15 protein-coding genes and 3 pseudogenes are annotated in these 14,688 nt (G+C 65.1%); 8 read left to right on the top strand and 10 right to left on the bottom strand.

What is annotated here, in order from left to right:
- From GNX96_RS08290 to GNX96_RS50125, 4 genes are all read right to left on the bottom strand, one after another.
- Positions 1-321 (bottom strand): SGNH/GDSL hydrolase family protein, encoded by a 321-nt coding sequence (locus GNX96_RS08290; RefSeq protein ID WP_279579785.1) that lies wholly within the window; start codon positions 319-321, stop codon positions 1-3.
- Positions 306-857 (bottom strand): GDSL-type esterase/lipase family protein, encoded by a 552-nt coding sequence (locus GNX96_RS08285; protein ID WP_163567616.1) that lies wholly within the window; start codon positions 855-857, stop codon positions 306-308. The genes GNX96_RS08290 and GNX96_RS08285 overlap by 16 nt, the downstream gene beginning before the upstream one ends.
- 68 nt (positions 858-925) lie before the next feature.
- A complete protein-coding gene (locus GNX96_RS50130) occupies positions 926-1,126 on the bottom strand; it encodes a hypothetical protein (RefSeq protein WP_279579784.1) in 201 nt (66 codons plus the stop codon).
- Positions 1,127-1,264: 138 nt separating this feature from the next.
- Positions 1,265-1,537 (bottom strand): TetR/AcrR family transcriptional regulator, encoded by a 273-nt coding sequence (locus GNX96_RS50125; RefSeq protein ID WP_279579783.1) that lies wholly within the window; start codon positions 1,535-1,537, stop codon positions 1,265-1,267.
- 92 nt (positions 1,538-1,629) lie between these two features.
- Here GNX96_RS50125 and GNX96_RS50120 point away from each other — a divergent pair, with 92 nt between their 5' ends.
- Both GNX96_RS50120 and GNX96_RS08275 read left to right on the top strand, forming a co-directional pair.
- Positions 1,630-1,761, top strand: coding sequence for a hypothetical protein (locus GNX96_RS50120; RefSeq protein WP_279579782.1), 132 nt, complete (start codon positions 1,630-1,632; stop codon positions 1,759-1,761).
- Positions 1,742-3,034 (top strand): amidase family protein, encoded by a 1,293-nt coding sequence (locus tag GNX96_RS08275; protein WP_279579781.1) that lies wholly within the window; start codon positions 1,742-1,744, stop codon positions 3,032-3,034. The genes GNX96_RS50120 and GNX96_RS08275 overlap by 20 nt, the downstream gene beginning before the upstream one ends.
- Here the strand turns inward: GNX96_RS08275 and GNX96_RS08270 are convergent.
- From GNX96_RS08270 to GNX96_RS50110, 3 genes and pseudogenes are all read right to left on the bottom strand, one after another.
- Positions 3,031-5,177 (bottom strand): annotated as a pseudogene (locus GNX96_RS08270) (aldo/keto reductase). The gene GNX96_RS08275 and the pseudogene GNX96_RS08270 sit on opposite strands and share 4 nt — an antisense overlap.
- Complete coding sequence (locus tag GNX96_RS50115; RefSeq protein WP_279579779.1) at positions 5,122-5,331, bottom strand: MerR family transcriptional regulator; 210 nt, start codon at positions 5,329-5,331, stop codon at positions 5,122-5,124. The pseudogene GNX96_RS08270 and the gene GNX96_RS50115 overlap by 56 nt, the downstream one beginning before the upstream one ends.
- Entirely contained in the window at positions 5,321-5,512 is a 192-nt protein-coding gene (locus GNX96_RS50110) for a helix-turn-helix domain-containing protein (RefSeq protein ID WP_279579778.1), read from the bottom strand. Before GNX96_RS50110 ends, GNX96_RS50115 begins: the two co-directional genes overlap by 11 nt.
- A gap of 72 nt (positions 5,513-5,584) precedes the next feature.
- Here GNX96_RS50110 and GNX96_RS50105 point away from each other — a divergent pair, with 72 nt between their 5' ends.
- The 5 genes from GNX96_RS50105 to GNX96_RS08245 all read left to right on the top strand — a co-directional run bounded on the left by GNX96_RS50105 (position 5,585) and on the right by GNX96_RS08245 (position 9,485).
- Positions 5,585-6,031, top strand: a complete 447-nt coding sequence (locus tag GNX96_RS50105) for an MFS transporter (protein ID WP_279579777.1) — start codon at positions 5,585-5,587, stop codon at positions 6,029-6,031.
- Positions 5,917-6,984: an MFS transporter gene (locus tag GNX96_RS08260; protein ID WP_279579829.1), complete on the top strand. Its 1,068-nt coding sequence runs from the start codon at positions 5,917-5,919 to the stop codon at positions 6,982-6,984. The genes GNX96_RS50105 and GNX96_RS08260 overlap by 115 nt, the downstream gene beginning before the upstream one ends.
- A 185-nt stretch (positions 6,985-7,169) precedes the next feature.
- Positions 7,170-7,862 carry a hypothetical protein gene (locus GNX96_RS08255; RefSeq protein ID WP_163567615.1) on the top strand — a complete coding sequence of 231 codons (693 nt, stop codon included), beginning with the start codon at positions 7,170-7,172 and terminating at the stop codon, positions 7,860-7,862.
- Positions 7,784-7,966 (top strand): glycoside hydrolase domain-containing protein, encoded by a 183-nt coding sequence (locus GNX96_RS62895; protein WP_163567614.1) that lies wholly within the window; start codon positions 7,784-7,786, stop codon positions 7,964-7,966. Before GNX96_RS08255 ends, GNX96_RS62895 begins: the two co-directional genes overlap by 79 nt.
- Complete coding sequence (locus GNX96_RS08245) at positions 7,950-9,485, top strand: glycoside hydrolase domain-containing protein (RefSeq protein ID WP_163567613.1); 1,536 nt, start codon at positions 7,950-7,952, stop codon at positions 9,483-9,485. The genes GNX96_RS62895 and GNX96_RS08245 overlap by 17 nt, the downstream gene beginning before the upstream one ends.
- A gap of 64 nt (positions 9,486-9,549) precedes the next feature.
- Here GNX96_RS08245 and GNX96_RS08240 read toward each other — a convergent pair whose 3' ends face one another.
- Entirely contained in the window at positions 9,550-10,503 is a 954-nt protein-coding gene (locus tag GNX96_RS08240) for an NAD-dependent epimerase/dehydratase family protein (protein WP_163567612.1), read from the bottom strand.
- Positions 10,504-10,574: 71 nt separating this feature from the next.
- On the opposite strand from GNX96_RS08240, the pseudogene GNX96_RS08235 reads away from it, so the two are divergent.
- Positions 10,575-11,935 (top strand): annotated as a pseudogene (locus GNX96_RS08235) (alginate lyase family protein).
- Here the strand turns inward: GNX96_RS08235 and GNX96_RS08230 are convergent.
- On the bottom strand, positions 11,901-13,136 hold the full coding sequence (locus tag GNX96_RS08230; protein WP_163567611.1) for a cytochrome P450: 1,236 nt from the start codon (positions 13,134-13,136) through the stop codon (positions 11,901-11,903). The pseudogene GNX96_RS08235 and the gene GNX96_RS08230 sit on opposite strands and share 35 nt — an antisense overlap.
- Positions 13,133-14,669, bottom strand: a pseudogene (locus GNX96_RS08225) (AMP-binding protein). Before GNX96_RS08225 ends, GNX96_RS08230 begins: the two are co-directional and overlap by 4 nt.
- Positions 14,670-14,688 lie beyond the last annotated feature (19 nt).

The following is a 14,688-nucleotide window of genomic DNA, read 5'->3' as shown; positions in this document are numbered from 1 at the left end:
CTATCCGCCGAGGGCGGCCACAATCGTGGCCGCCTGATGGTTGGCGCCGAGCTGGGTCGGGTGGAACGGCACCGCGATCAGCGGGTCGCTGGACAGCGGCAGGACGGCCGTGACGTACTGCCTGGTGGGCAGCTGGCAGAGGTCGTGCCCAGTCATCCCGGTGTTGGTGTTGAGAAGACCGACGTGCTTGCTGGCCGCGACCCGGGCCAGCATCGCGTCCATTTCGTTCACTTTGGCCCGCAGCCAGGGAATGTCCTCGTTGGCGAACTGAATATACGGGTAGCATCCGGCGGTCGGGAACGGGTTCATGTAGTTGACCACCTCGATCTCGCGTGCGGTGAGCGGGCCCGGACGCCGGCGATGACGTTGGCGATTTTTGCTGCTGCCTGGGCGATCGCCTGCGAGATCTTGTCAACACCGCCAACGACGAACTTCGGTTGACAGGACGCGCCAAGCGGGCTCGGCAGCGTCGCTCCGGGCACCGGCGTGAGCGACGGCAACAGGCTGATGCAGCCCTCGACCATCCCGACCAGACCCACGTCGTTGCCGCCGATGCCAATCGTCACCAGGTCGGTTTTCGTCGTGAGCCGATCAAACTGCGGCGTGTTCGTACCACCCAGCGGCGCGCTTTGCGGCCCGGCCATGTTGTCGGTGATCGCGCCGCCGCAAGTCGCGTCCCGGAAGGTGGGCACGCCGAGCGCGGCGGCCACCTGATGCGGGTAGTCCCTGGCACTCTGCACGCAGCCGAACGGGACGTATTTCGTGGTGACGTTGAGAATGTTCACGTCCGCGGACCAGGAATCGCCGAGCGCGACATATTCCTGGACGCGGCCCGGCGGCCGATGCCACGCCGGCACCGGCGAAGACCAGCGCGACGACCATGACAAGTAAGGCAAAGCGGCGATACGGCATCGGCGTTTTCCTTCTACTGCGGTGGATGGGAAAGAGCACGGAACAGGACCGGCCAGAAGGTCTCTTCCAGGTGGCCAGCCGGCAGCCGGTCCGGCTCGACCAGGCTTTGCGCGAGGCTGCCGTCCCGGATGGAAATGAACAGACGGGCGGTTTGGTCGGGGTCGTACGCGACCGTACGACCGGTGCGTTCCAGGAGTTTTGCCAGCAGGTCCACGATGTGGGCGCGCAGCCGGGGCGTGGTGCTCGGCGAGGACCTGGCGGGCCTGCGGATGACGAATCGCGTAGAGGGTGAATTCGGCGGAAACCAGGAACCAGGCCGCTTCGTGAGCGTCGACCTGCGCCAGCTGTTTTATCACCCGGTCCAGCGAGACAGCCTCCTCGTCGAGCTCGGCGAGCGCCCGGTCGTACCGCCCACCTCGTCTTCGGAGTGCGCGTCGAACAGCGCGTAGAAAAGGTCGTCCATGGTCGCGAAATTGGAGTAGAACGCGCCTCGGGTGTAGCCGGCGCGCTCGCAGACCTGGCCAATGGTCGTACTGCCGAAACCCTGTTCGGCGAACAGCTCCAGGGCCGCGTCCAACAACCGCGCGACCGTCCGCGGTCGCCGCCTGGTCGGCCCTTTGGGCATTGCGTCACTTCTCCTTGACGACGTACGTGACGCGAGTCACTATACACAAATGAATCCGATACGCTAGTGAATCTGATGTGGAGTCTGCGCTGATGACAGAGCCTGACATGACCGAGCCCGACGCCACCGCACTCGCCGCGATGATCCGGCGCGGCGACCTCACCGCCGTCGAAGCCGTCGACGACGCCATCGCGCGCGCGCTGAGTGGCTGCAGCCACAGCTGAACTTCCTCACCACGGCACTTTTCGAACAAGCTCGAGAGAGAGCCAAAACCGCCGACCTCAGCGGCCGTTCGCGGGCGTGCCCTATTTGTTGAAGGACATGTACGACTACGCCGGCTCGGTCACCGGCTGGGGATCGCGGCTCAGCCGCCTCACTCCGCCGGCCGCCGCCCACGCCCCGCAGGTCGACGCGCTGGAGGCCGCTGGACTGATCATCATCGGCAAGACCGCGCTGGGCGAGATGGGCTATTTGCCCACCACTGAGCCCATCGCCTTCGGCCCGACCCGCAATCCGTGGAATCTCGAGCACAGCTCAGGTGGCTCCTCTGGCGGCTCAGCGGCCGCCGTAGCCGCTGGTGTGGTGTGCCGATGGCGGACGCGGCCGACGGCGGCGGGGGGGTCGATCCGGATCCCGGCCTCCGCGTGCGGGCTTTTCGGCCTCAAACCGTCCCGCGGCGCCTTGATCGGCAACCAAACTCCGGCTGCCGGTTTCGATGTCACCACCGAGCACTGCCTCGCTCGTACGGTCCGCGACTCTGCCGCCCTTTTCGCCGCGATGGAACGCAAAGACTCCACTTCGCCGGTCGGACACGTGACTGGGCCGACCAACCGCCGACTGCGTATCGGCTATTTGCAGGACAGTCTCAGCGGCCACGCTCCGGACCCAGAAGTCGCCGCCGGCGTAGCCGCGGCGGCCGCACTGCTGGAAAAACTCGGCCACCTGATCGTACCGACCACACTACCGCTGGACGGGCCTGGTTTCCTCGCCGAATTCACCAAAGTCTTTACGGCAAGCGCCCTCGACGTAGTCCAGCTCATCACGGCGATCACCGGTACGGCGCCCGACGATTCCGTCCTGGAACCGCTGACCCTCGCGTTCGCCGCATTCGCCGGCAGCCTCCCGGCTGGTTCCCTCGACGCCGCCCGCGCCAACCTGACGGCAGCGGCCGGACCGTACGAACGCTGGTTCACGGACCTGGACGTCATTCTGTCTCCCGTCCTGCTGCAGCCACCTGTCCCGATTGGCTACATCACTGGCGAACTTGACCTGCCCACTGTCACCGAACGGCTCAGTGGGTATTTGTCGTGGACTCCGCTTTCCAACGCGGTCGGCGCACCGGCGATGAGCGTCCCGTTGCACTGGAGCAGCGACGGCCTGCCGATCGGCATCCAGTTCGCCAGCAAAGTCGGCGACGAGCGAACATTGTTCGAGCTGGCGTACGAATTGGAGGAAGCCCAACCTTGGACAGACCGGCGGCCCCCGCTGGTCGCTTAGGAATCCGCGTTCTCGTTACCTGCCAGCCATGTCATTTGATCGTCGCTGAGTTCCACGTCGAGAGCGCGCAGCGAGCTGTCGGTTTCGGCCAACGTCCGCGGCCCGATGAGCGGAAAAGTCGGGAACGGCTGGTGCAGCACATACGCCAAGGCGATCGCGGTGGTGGGGACGCCGAGGTCAGCGGCCAGTTTTTCGGCGCGCGCCAGCCGGCCAAAATTGGCTTCGCTGTAATAGCAGCGTACGAGCTCTTCGTCGGACCGGTCAGCGGGCCGCGCCCGGCCGGTGAAGAAACCGCGGCCTGACTGGACCATGGCAGCAACGCGACCTGGCGGTCCCGCAGCCAGCGCCACGACCGCGGGTCGGTGACGTGCTCGCACCCGTCCCACGGCACGGCGTAAGCCTCGGCGAGGCTGAAATGGTTGCTCAGGCCCGAAAGCCCGACCAGACCATGATCGGACGCGTACGCTGCTGCCTCGTCGAAACGCGCCGGCGTCCAGTTGGAGACGCCGTACGCTCTTACCCGTCCAGCGGCCCGCTGCTCGTCCATAGCCTCGACGAACTCGCCCACCGGCACCTCAAGATTATCGCGGTGCATAAGGTAAAGATCGACGTGATCCGTCCCCAACCGTGCCAGGCTCTGGGCCAACTGCCGGCCAATGGAGGCGGGATCGCAATGTGGAGTGTGCGCGCCCTTGCCAATGATCACCAGCTCATCGCGGTTTCCACGGCCGCGCAGCCATTGGCCGAACAGCTCCTCAAGCCGGCCGCCCCCATATAGCCAAGCGGTGTCGAAAGTATTGCCGCCCTGCTCGACGAAATCGTCGAACATCACACTCGCGTACCCGAGATCGGGCTGGTTGTCGACGCCCATGACCAGCCGCGACACCGGCTGGTCGAGTCCGCCGATCCACCCGTACCGCATCCGGTGGTCCGGCCGGCGACGCAGCGACCGGCCGTGCGCTGGGCCGGTCGGCTGGTCCGCGGGAAGGGTGAGGCCGATCGCCGCTCGCCAACTGTCCAGCGCCGCCGCGTTGCCAAGGCTGTCCGCCCAGGTCAGCTGGGGCGCTTGCCGGGCGGCGAGATGGTCCGCCACCGCGTCCGCCTCCAGCGCGTACTGCGCCGCCGCTGCCACCACGATCTCGCGCGGCTGCTCCCCCACCCGGCTCACCAGGATGCGGGCTGGCTCGTCCGGCGACGGCACCCAGGGATCGGGCACCTCCAGGAATCCTTCGCTGCCATAGACTTTCACAGTGTGCTCAGCGGCCAGCCGTACGCCGGTGGCCACCTGCGCCATTAGCCCGTGGGCGAACCGCAAAGTGGCGATCGCCCACTCGTCCACCCCAGTCGTACCAACATGAGCCGCGCCGGTCACTTCCACCGGATTCGCGAACGGCGTTCCAACGGTCGCGCCAGCCAACAATCTGGCCATTGAGACCGGATATCCACCAACGTCCAAAATGCCACCGCCACCCAGTGCGGGGTCAAACAGCCGGCCACTCGTGCCAGCCGACGAGAACGCGAACGACGCTTGGATCTGGCTTACGACACCAATCGCGCCTTCGGCGACCAACTCGGCCAGCCGCCGAGTCCGCGGATGGAAGCGATACATATACGCCTCCATGAGGAAAACATCGTGGCGTCGGGCTGCTTCCACAGCAGCCATCGCATAGGCCGCATTGATCGCCAGCGGTTTCTCGCACAACACGTGTTTGCCCGCTTCGGCCGCCCGCACCGTCCACATAGGGTGCAGGGAGTGTGGAGTTGCGATGTAGACAGCGTCGACTTGATCGTCGTCCCAACAAGGCCCCGTAGTCACCGTACGTACGACTTGCTCCGAATTCCCGGCCGAACGCGGCGGCCCGATCCGCGTCCCGGCTCGCCACCGCGACGAGCCGCCCGGTGCGCGAAAGTGGCAGCTGACCGGCAAAACTGCCGGCGATGTTGCCCGGCCCCACGATTCCCCAGCCCAGCATGTTTCTCCCCAATGGCGGGCCCGATCCCACCACCACCCTGCCACCACCCGCCCACGAAGGGTCCCCGCTGTCCGCAAGCGGCCCCTTTTCGCTTTTATGTGACAGAAAGCCGTTTCACGGCCGCGGGAACCCAGCGCGGAATTTCGGACAGTTCTCGAACTCGTTCTCATGCCGGCAGGTCAACAAGTGATTCAAATACGTTCGCGCGCTGTCCAACTTCGCGATCTGGTCCTCGATAGTGCGCACTCGGCCGACCACGGTGTCCCGCCAGTCGTGAGTCTGCGTACGCCCAGCCAGCACGGTCGCGATGTCGTCAATGCTCATCAATGCCGGTCGTGCGCCACAAAACAACCAGAGCAGTCCGATAGAACTGCTCGCTGTCGAAGAAACGCCGGCCGGCCCGACGAAGGGGCTGGATCAGGCCGCGCCGCTCCCAGTAGTGCAGGGTCGACAGCGGCAGGCCGAAATGGTCGGCGAGGTCGCGGATCGGGATCAGGGCGTCCATCACACTATTTGAACTCAACCCAGGTTGAACAGGCAAGGTTGACTTTGCCCGAGAAACCTGGAGAGGACGCCGATGCGACCACGGTTGGTGCTGGCGCTGGCGTGCGCCGGCTCGTTCATGGTCATCCTGGACGCGACGATTGTTTCGGTCGCGCTGCCACAAATCCGGGCCACGCTGGGATTTTCGGCGATCTCACTGCCGTGGGTGGTGAACGCGTACACGCTGGTCTTCGCCGGATTCCTGCTGCTCGGCGGCCGGTGTGCGGACGTTTTCGGGCCGCGTCGATTGATGGTGGTCGGGACCGGACTGTTCACCGTGGCCAGGGTCGCCGCCGGGCTGGCGACCGCTCCCGGGGCGTTGCTGGCCGCGCGCGCGCGGTGCAGGGGCTCGGTGGCGCGCTGCTCATCCCGGTCACGCTTTCGCTGCTCACCACGACCTTCACCGACCGGTCGGCGCGGACCAGGGCGTTGGGCACCTGGAGCGCGGTCGGGGCGGTCGCCGCCGCGGCCGGACCGGTGATCGGCGGAGTGCTCACCCAGTGGTTCGGTTGGCGCTGGGTTTTCCTGATCAGCCTCCCGTTGGGTGCGCTCGTTCTCGCCGTCTCGTACGTCAAGTTGCCGCGCCTGGACCCAGGCGTGCCGCGTACCAGGCTGGACGTTTGGGGAGCCACCCTGGCCACTGGCGGTTTGGTCGCGACTGTCTACGCGGTGATGAGTTTTGGCTCCAGTGCCTGGATCGGCGGCGCCCTGCTGGTGACTGGCGTCGCGCTGCTCGGGCTTTTCACCGCGCACCAAGCCCGCTGGTCAACGAATCCGCTGCTGCCGCTGTCGGTCTTCCGGGTGCGTACGGTCAGCGGCGGCAACGTGGTGATGTTCCTGCTGGGACTGGGATTCTTCGCCTCCCCGATCCTGATTTCGTTGTATCTCCAGGATGTGTACGGCTTCTCACCCCTGCGGGCCGGTCTCGGGTTCCTGCCGGTCGGTGCCGCCATGTTCGCCGGCGCTCAGTCCGCCGGCCGGCTGACCTTGTTTTTCGGTGCCCGCCGGGCCGCGGTCATTTTCTGCGTGATCGGCACGGTAGGCCTTGCGGCCATGGCCGTCCTGCTCGGGGCGGGTGGTTCGTACGTCGTCGCCGTCGCGATTCCCGGAGTGGTGCTGGGATTCGGCACCGCGGCGGCGTTCACCCCGATCACAGTGATCGCGACCAGCGGTGTGCTGCCGTCGCAGAACGGCCTCGCGGCCGGCCTGCTGAACACGGTCCGGCAGGCCAGCGGAGCCGTCGGGCTCGCGGCGCTGTCGACCGTGGTCACCGTCCTGCGACCGGCCGGGCTCACGTACGGCTATTCGGTCGCGTTCGTCAGCTCGGCCGGCTGCGTCGCGGTCGCCGGTCTCGTCGCCGCGGTTGTTCTGCCCCAGACGAGCTATCCGACAAAAGCCCTGCCAATTGACGAATCCCCTGAAAAAGTCCGATAACTACACCCCTGCGCGACCGAAAGTGGCCACCGGGGCCTGCTAATTCCCGCTGTTCCACAAACCGCTCTTGACACCTGTTCAAGCCGGCGATACTTCGGTGCTGCACACCATTTCCAACGTTGTATCACCGCGTTTTCCAGGCCTGAGCACCCGGGCGTACCAGCTGCACCGCGGAGGGATCCCTCGTGACGATTCTCAACCGGTCCGCGCTTCGAACGGCAGGCTGGGTCGCGGCCGCTGCCGTCGTCGCCGCCGTCGGACTGCAGGCGCCGGCCACTGCGGCGACCGGAAAAGTCGTGACATACCACGGATATCAGGTCGCCATCCCGGACACCTGGTCGGTGGTGGACCTGGAAAAGGCGCCGACGACGTGCGTACGCCTCGACCGCCACGTGCTGTATCTGGGCCATCCGGGCGCCAACCAGTCCTGCCCGGTTGGCCTGGTCGGCGCGACCGAGGCGGTCATCGTCGAGCCATTGGCCGGCGCGAACGTACCAGTGAGGGCGCAAAAACTAGCAGCCAACACCGCCGCGCCGCAGCGCGTACCAACCACCACTGACCGGCGGATAGATCTCGTCATTCCGTCAGCGGGCCTGCTGGTCAGCGGCTCGTACGGGACGCAGCAGCCGGTTTTGGCGGCCGTCCTGCAATCGGCTCAGCTGACCGCGGACGCCCATGCCGCTCCGGCCGCCCCAGCAGTGACACCCAAGGCGGTCACGCCGGACGTGTCCGCGCCAGGAACCTTCCAGGGCACCGGGTTCGACGCCTGCGCGGCACCGTCGTCGGGCGCGATGCAGGCGTGGGGCGCGTCGCCCTACCGCGCGGTTGGCGTCTATATATCGGTGGGACAAACCGCGGTTGCGCGCAGGCCAACCTGACTTCCTCCTGGGTTTCCCAGCAAGATGCCGCCGGCTGGCATCTTTTCCCGATCTACGTGGGATTGCAAGCACCTTGCGCACCGGCCAGTGGGCTCGAAAATTGACCCGGGCAGCGCGCTGTCACAGGGCCAGTCCGCCGCCCAGGACGCCGTCGCGCAGGCCCAGTCGCTCGGTCTAAGCGCGGGCAGCGTGATTTACGATGACATGGAAGCCTACGGCCGGGGCGGCTCATGCACCCAGGCCGTACTCGACTTCATGAACGGCTACACCACCCAAATCCACACCCTCGGCTACGGCTCCGGACTTTATTCCAGCTCTGCCTCGGGAATCGCCGACATGGTCAGCGTCTACGGTGGCTCGTACCCGACACCGGACCACATCTACTTCGCGCACTGGGGCACCGCGGCGAACACCGACGACTCGTTCATCCCAGCTGGTGACTGGGCCAACCACCAGCGCATCCACCAGTATCAGGGCGGCCACAACGAAAGTTATGGCGGCGTGACGATCAACATCGACAGCGACGTGCTCGATGTGGCCGACGCCACGAACAACAGCACGTCCAGCACGGCGTCCCAGTTCTACGTGAACGGCGGCGAACAGCACTACATGGGTCGCGGCACGAACGGCTCATTGTCGCATTTATGGTGGACGCCAAACACCGGCGGCACCGGCCTGAGCGCGGACTCCTGGGCACCGGCCAACACGGTCGCCGGGCAGCCGGTGACGTACGTGACCGGCAGTGCCGGCGCCCAGCAGCACGCCTTCACTATTGACAGCAAAGGAAACCTGCAGCACTACTGGTGGAGCGTCGGCGACGCCCCACATACGCCGGAGCACGACACGTGGAACACCGCGGCCACCACCGGCATCACTCTGGTCGGCACCCCGACAGGTTTCGTCAACGGCGATGAGCAGCACGTCTTTGCCAGGGACACCAACGGAAACCTGCAGCACTGGTATTGGTATCCGGACGGCTCTTCGGCCGGCTCGATGAACCACGACACCTGGGACAGCTCCGGTGACGCTGCGAGTGACCCGGTGGCAGTGGTGATGGGTGGCGCGCAACATGTCTTCTTCACCACCAGCGGCGGCGATCTGCGGCACTGGTCCTGGAGCCCGTCCGCCGGTCTCACGCAGGAAAGCTGGGCGACCGGAGTGACCGGAAAGCCAGCCGTCTACAGCGTCGGCGACCAGCAGCATGTGTTTATCACCGACAGCGCTGGAAACCTGCAGCACTACTGGTGGAGTCCGGGTGACACGACCAAAGAACACGACACCTGGAACGACGCGGCCAGCACTGGCATCACCTTGACCGGCACCCTCACCGGTTTCCTCTACGGCACCGAGCAGGACGTGTTCGGTCGGGACACCCAGGGCCGACTACAACACTGGTCCTGGAGCCCGAGCGACACGCCACATTCGCCGAGCCAGAACACGTGGGACAGCACCGGAATCCTCGCCGGCAGCCCCACTTCCGCGATCGTGGGCAACCAGCAACACATCTTCGCCGCCGATGCGCAGGGCCACTTGCAGCACTGGTTCTGGTTCCCTGGCAACACCGCCCCCAACGGCGTTTCCCACGACACCTGGCCAACGGCGACCACCCTGTCCACGCCGTAGTTTTCCGGGCGGGGGTGATGTTCCAGCCAGTCACCCCCGCCTCCGGAACGGTCGACCCGTACGATCACCGGACGATTCGGCCGCTCGCGACGAGGGCGTTGACGGCTTCTTCGAGAGTCTCCAAAACGCTGAAACGCGGCCGGAAGCCGAGCAAGCGATCTGCTTTTTCCATCGAACAATGGGGACTGTGCGCGAGGTGGTCATGGGTCAACTTGGCCGCATCAGCGGAGGCGGTCCGCGTCCATTGTTCCCACGGCAGGAAAGTCAGGTCCGCTTCGCGGCCGAACCACCCAGCCACCGCCTCCGCATAACCGCGCAAGGTCAGCGCGCCGGACGCGACCGAGTGAAAACTCTCGCCGATCGAGACTGAGCGATTGGCCATCGCGGCGAGGAAAGTGTCCGCGACATCGCTCGCGTGAACATGCTGCAACGTCTCCATACCGAGGTTGGGCAACGCGAGCTGCTTCCCGTCCGCCAATGCCTGGAAAACGCCAAGATCGAGATGGCCGGCCGGATTGATAGGCACCCAGCCGGGCCCGCTGATGTGGCCGGGATGCACCAAGGTGGCCGGAAAATCGTACCGCCGGGCCTGGTCCAGCAGATATCGCTCGACCGCGGCCTTGCCGATCCCGTAGTCGCCGAAAGGCCGCCGCGGCGCGTCCTCGGTCGTCGGCACCGCCGCGCTGTGGCCATGCACCCAGATCGTGCCGCAGTGCAGGAAATGCTGCACGCGCCCACGCAGCGCCTCCACCAGCTGCCCAGCGCTGTCCTGGGTGTACGAGATCAGGTCGATCACCACGTCCGGCTCCAACTCGGCCACCAGCGGCCCGAACTCGCCGGCCGCGTCGCTCTCGACCCGGTCGACCGTGACCGTACGCACGCGATCCCAGGCCCCATGCGGTTGGTACGGGTCGCGCTCCGACCTGCTGAGCACAGTCACGTCGTGACCACCGGCGACCAGCCGAGGAACGAGATACGTACCGATATGACCAGTGCCTCCAACAACAACAACCCTCATATCCAAGACCTTATCCCTGGCCATTGCCGTTAGGTCTTCACATATGTACGCTCTGTTCAGCCAGTCACCACATGTTCATGTACATGAAAGGAGCGGGCATGATATTCCGGCCTGTCGTCGCGTTAGCCGTGGCGATCACTCTCGCACTCACGCCCGCGACCGCGTCCGCCAGCAGCGCCAGATCTTGCACACTTCCGGTGATCGGGGCAGTGTGCGCGCCAGCGACCGTGGTGCTCGATGGCAAGCTGCTGCAACAAAACAAGATCGGCCTGGGGCTTGGCGATCCGACGCTACGCAAGGCGCTGAGCGCACTTTTGGCGCAGGCGGACAAAGCGGTGACCGCCGGGCCTTGGTCGGTAACGGACAAGAATCGGACGCCGCCGAGTGGCGATAAGCATGACTACCTAAGCCTCGCACCCTATTGGTGGCCAACCACAGCTCCGACCGACAACAACCCATGGGGTTGTCCGTACGTCCAAAAAGACGGCGTGCGCAACCCAATCGTCGACTCGATCTCCGATCACGCCGAGCGCGGGACGGCTTTTTTTTTTTCGCTATCTACCAGCTTTCACTGGCCTGGTATTATACCGGCAAGGCGTCGTACGCGCGAAAGGCCGCCCAGGACCTGCGCACCTGGTTTGTCGACCCGACCACCCGAATGAACCCGAACATGAACTTCGCGCAGGGAATTCCCTGCAAGGTGGACGGGCGCGGCATCGGCATCATCGAGTTTTCGTACGCTTTCACACAGGTGCTGGACGCGACGGCGATCCTGGACGTCGGCGCGCCGGGCTGGACCGCCGGGGGACCACAGCTCAATGCACACAGCTGGTCGACTGATTTCCTGAACTGGCTGCTGACGAACAAAAACGGCACCGACGAGGCCGCCGCGGCGAACAACCACGGCAGCTTCTACGACATGCTGATCGCCGCGCTGGCGCTCTCCACAGGACAGACAACGCTCGCCGCCCAGGTCGTCCAGGCGGCCAAAACCAAACGGATCGACGTACAGATCCAGGCCAATGGCTATCAACCACTGGAAAGTACGCGCACCCGCAGCTGGCACTATTTCTGCTTCAACCTGGTCGCGCTGACCCGGCTCGCACAGATAGGCCAGCACGTCGGAATAGACCTCTGGCATTACACATCTCCAAGCGGCGGCAGCATTTTCGGTGCGGTCGACTACCTCATCCCGGCCGCCACCCAGGGCCAAAGCGTCTGGCCCTACCCGGAAATGGACTTCCGTCAGTACGCAGCCGTCGATGTGCTACATGCCGCCGCGCAACAGGGCGACAAGGCCGCCAAAGCCGCCCTTTCCCGGGTACCCGCCGAACCTGGCGGCGACCTCTTCCCGGCCCGTCCAGCCGCCGAACAACTCGACGACATCTCCACAAGTGTTAACGCATCTGGTAGCGGATCGGCAGGTGCTTGAGACCACCGACGAAAGTCGTGGCGACCGACTCGGGTTTGCCGGCGAGATCGAGCGCGTCGAGTCGCGGAATCAGAGTGGAGAAGAAGGCCTTCGTCTCCATTCGGGCGAGCGCCGCCCCGAGGCAGTAGTGGGCTCCGAAGCCGAAAGCGAGATGCTTGTTCGGCGTACGACCTACATCGAAACGGAAGGGGTCCTCGAAGACGTCCTCGTCTCGGTTGGCCGACGGGTACGACAACAACAACGAGTCGCCCTCTTTGATGCTGACGCCTCGCAGTTCGTAGTCGCGAGTGGCCGTACGCATGAATTCCTTGACCGGCGTGACCCAGCGGATCATCTCGTCCGCAGCCGGGCCAGCCAGGCTCGGATCGTCGCGCAGGCGCTGGAGCTGGTCCGGATTTTCGATCAGTGCATGGAGGCCGCCAGCGATGGTCGAGCTGGTGGTGTCGTGCCCCGCGGTCGCGACGATGACGTAGTAGGAAATCGTGTCCATGTCATTGAGCAACTCGCCGTCGACCATGCCGTTGGCGATCGTGGACGCGAGGTCGTTGGTCGGATTGGCCCTGCGGTCAGTGGTGATCCCTTGGAAGTAAGCGAAAAAGTCCGTCACCACCGCGATCATCTCTTCCTGGGTCTGACCGCGTCGCTGTTCGGTGTCCTGGCCACCGAAAATCTCCTGCGTCAGCTTCAGAATGCGCGGGAAATCCGACTCGGGCAGGCCGAGCAAGGAAAGGATGACGTACAGCGGGTAATGCACCGCCACATCCCGTACGAAGTCGCATTCGCCGCCCAGCTCGACCATGCGGTCGACATAGCGCACAGCCAGCTCGTCCACCCGCAGTTGCAGGTCGCGCATCGCGCGGGGCTTGAACCAGTCGGCCGCGATGGCCCGCAACACCTTGTGTTTCGGGTCGTCCAGGTGAACGAGGGTGGTAAGCAGTTGGCCGTTCTCGGCAGCGTGCGCATCCGCCTCCGCGGTGGCCAGCAAGGGCCGCGGACCGTTCAGGAAGATGTCCTGCTGGCGCTCGATTTCCAGCACGTCGGCGTGTTTGGTGACCGCCCAGAACGGGTTGAACTCCGGCGACGGGTCGACCCAGTGCACCGGGTCTTCCTTACGCAACAACGTCAGAGCCGTGTGCAAGCGGTCCTCTTCGGCGTACGCGCTGGGATCCGCCAGCGCGAGGCCGGCCTCGTCGGGGGTCACTTGGCGACTCCTGTCGCGTACTCGTCCCGCAGAAGTCTCTTCTGCAGTTTGCCGGTCGGCAGTCTGGGCAGGTCCGGCCGGAAGTCCACCGACCGTGGGCACTTGTAGTGAGCCAGCCGATCCCGGCAATATGCGATCAGCTCTTCGGCCAGTTCCGGGCCAGCATCGACCATCGACGCCGGTTGTACGACCGCCTTCACTACCTCGCCCATTTCCTCGTCCGGCACGCCGATAATCGCCACGTCCGCGACTTTCGGGTGGAGGGCGAGAATGTTCTCGGCCTCCTGTGGGTAGATGTTGACCCCGCCGCTGATGATCATGTGAGCGAGCCGGTCGGTCAGATAGAGGAACCCGTCGTCGTCGAGATAGCCGATGTCGCCGAGCGTCGACCAGCCGCGTCCCCGTGGATCACGTGAGGCCGCGGTTTTCTCCGGATCGCCGTGATATTCGAATTCCGCGCCACCGCCGAAGTAAACAGTCCCGGGCCGCCCCGGTGGCAGTTCCTCGCCGTTGTCGTCCAGGATGTGCGGCTCGCCGACCTTCGCGCTGCCGACGGTGCCCGGGTGCGCCAACCATTCCGCCGAATCACAGGCGACCATGCCGTTGTTTTCGGTGCCGGCATAGTATTCCCAGAGGATCGGACCCCACCAGTCGATGATCGCCCGCTTGACGTCGATCGGGCAGGCGCCGCCGCGTGGATCACTCCGCGTAGGCTGGACAAGTCATATTTATCCCGTACGGACTGGGAAAGTTTCAGCATTCGGATGAACATCGTCGGCACCACCTGGCCATTGGTGATGCGGTAGTGCTCGACCACGGCCAGAAATGCCTCCGGGTCAAACCGATCCATGACGACCAGTGTCGAGCCCAGCCGGAGCATTGCCATACAGAATCCGAGTGGTGCCGCGTGATAAAGAGGTGCCGGCGACAGGTAGGTGGTGGTGTTGTCGAGACCGAAGAACATCGCCAATGCGACGAAACGCGGGTCGCCGCCCATCTCCAGGCCGGTGATCGGCCGCTTGATGCCTTTCGGCCGGCCAGTGGTGCCGGACGAGTAGAGCATCGGCATGCCCTCGATCTCGTCCGGCAGCGAGGTTTCCGGGTGTCCGCTCACAACTTCCTGGTACGGCGTAAATCCCTCGATACTGGCGTCCAGATCGACCGTGAGGACAAGGCCGGGACAACGGTCCGCGGCCGCCACCGCGACCTGTGCATGCGGCGCCGAAGAAACGAAGACCTTCGCCTCGCAGTTGTCGATAATGTACGCGACTTCGTCGACCTGCAGCCGGGTGCTGATCGCGGTGTAGTAAAGCCCGGACCGCTGCGCTGCCCAGGCCAGCGTGAAAAACTCTCCAGTCTGTTCTCCACCATCAGCGCGATGTGGTCGCCTTGGCGCAGCCCCGCCTCGCGAAGAGCGTGCGCGAGTTTGTTCGAGGCCGCGTTCAGCTCGCCGTACGTGACGGTTTGTCCAGTGCCGGCCATGATGACCGCCGCCTTGTCCGGGGTAGCCGCGGCCATCGCTCCCAGATGCATTCGCCGACCTCCAGATTTC

It is taken from the genome of Fodinicola feengrottensis (assembly GCF_010993775.1).
GTDB classification, from domain to species: Bacteria; Actinomycetota; Actinomycetes; order Mycobacteriales; family HKI-0501; genus Fodinicola; species Fodinicola feengrottensis.
Note: the sequence above shows the minus strand (reverse complement) of the source record. Positions and strands in the feature narration are given on the sequence as shown.

Excerpts from the sequence above, each read along its gene's own strand:
- GNX96_RS08240 (WP_163567612.1), bottom strand. The coding sequence starts at position 10,503 with ATGAGGGTTGTTGTTGTTGGAGGCACTGGTCATATCGGTACGTATCTC.
- GNX96_RS50105 (WP_279579777.1), top strand. The coding sequence starts at position 5,585 with ATGCGACCACGGTTGGTGCTGGCGCTGGCGTGCGCCGGCTCGTTCATG.
- GNX96_RS50115 (WP_279579779.1), bottom strand. The coding sequence starts at position 5,331 with ATGAGCATTGACGACATCGCGACCGTGCTGGCTGGGCGTACGCAGACT.
- GNX96_RS50125 (WP_279579783.1), bottom strand. The coding sequence starts at position 1,537 with ATGCCCAAAGGGCCGACCAGGCGGCGACCGCGGACGGTCGCGCGGTTG.
- GNX96_RS50110 (WP_279579778.1), bottom strand. The coding sequence starts at position 5,512 with ATGGACGCCCTGATCCCGATCCGCGACCTCGCCGACCATTTCGGCCTG.
- GNX96_RS50120 (WP_279579782.1), top strand. The coding sequence starts at position 1,630 with ATGACAGAGCCTGACATGACCGAGCCCGACGCCACCGCACTCGCCGCG.